This window comes from Microbulbifer elongatus, assembly GCF_020524885.1.
In the GTDB taxonomy this organism is placed as follows: domain Bacteria; phylum Pseudomonadota; class Gammaproteobacteria; order Pseudomonadales; family Cellvibrionaceae; genus Microbulbifer; species Microbulbifer elongatus_A.
Map to the genome: position 1 here is coordinate 1 of NZ_JAIVKJ010000026.1, position 780 is coordinate 780.

At 47.9% G+C, this 780-nt stretch carries 2 tRNA genes and 1 rRNA gene; all 3 read left to right on the forward strand.

The annotated features are described in order from the left end of the window. Positions 1–71: ribosomal RNA gene (locus tag LC059_RS17890) — 16S ribosomal RNA — on the forward strand; the annotation flags it as partial. A 124-nt stretch (positions 72–195) separates the two neighbouring features. Beyond that, positions 196–272, forward strand: a tRNA-Ile gene (locus LC059_RS17895). A 115-nt stretch (positions 273–387) separates the two neighbouring features. Then, a tRNA-Ala gene (locus tag LC059_RS17900) sits at positions 388–463 on the forward strand. Positions 464–780: the final 317 nt, after the last annotated feature.

Consider the following 780-nt stretch of genomic DNA (forward strand, 5'->3'; position numbering starts at 1 on the left):
AGTGATTCATGACTGGGGTGAAGTCGTAACAAGGTAGCCCTAGGGGAACCTGGGGCTGGATCACCTCCTTAATCGAAGTCGACCTAACTTCGTAAGTGCTCACACATATTGCTTGATCGAACTGATGATGTTGTGTCAGTGATGCCCGTTGGGCGGGTCTAGTGTCCCGAGGATAACCCAAGGGTAACAAGTTTTAGGCCTGTAGCTCAGCTGGTTAGAGCGCACCCCTGATAAGGGTGAGGTCGGCAGTTCAAGTCTGCCCAGGCCTACCAAAATTCCACGACTCGGCGCTTTCAGTAACCTTGCATAGCAGGCTATGCGGCGGCTACTGAAAACACCAATTCGTGAAATTTACATTTTCCATTCGTGAAAATGCTTATCGAAGATGGGGCTATAGCTCAGCTGGGAGAGCGCTTGGTTTGCATCCAAGAGGTCAGCGGTTCGATCCCGCTTAGCTCCACCACTTCCCGACACACATTAGAATTCAGAAACCTGGTTTCTTATCGAAAGATAAGAGTTCAGCTTTCTGATTTTTACATCAGATGCTCTTTAACAAGGTGAAACATTTTGTAGTAATACACTGCAAGGCGAGGTTGAGTAGTAACGATACTCAACTCAATAGAAATGTGTGTCTCTCAAGCACACAATCCGGCGTTCAGGCTTAGCCTGGATGTTTAAAGTCGTTAATAGTCGTTTGTGTTGTATGGTCAAGCGACTAAGCGTATACGGTGGATGCCTTGGCAGCTGGAGGCGATGAAGGACGTAGGAGCCTGCGAAAAG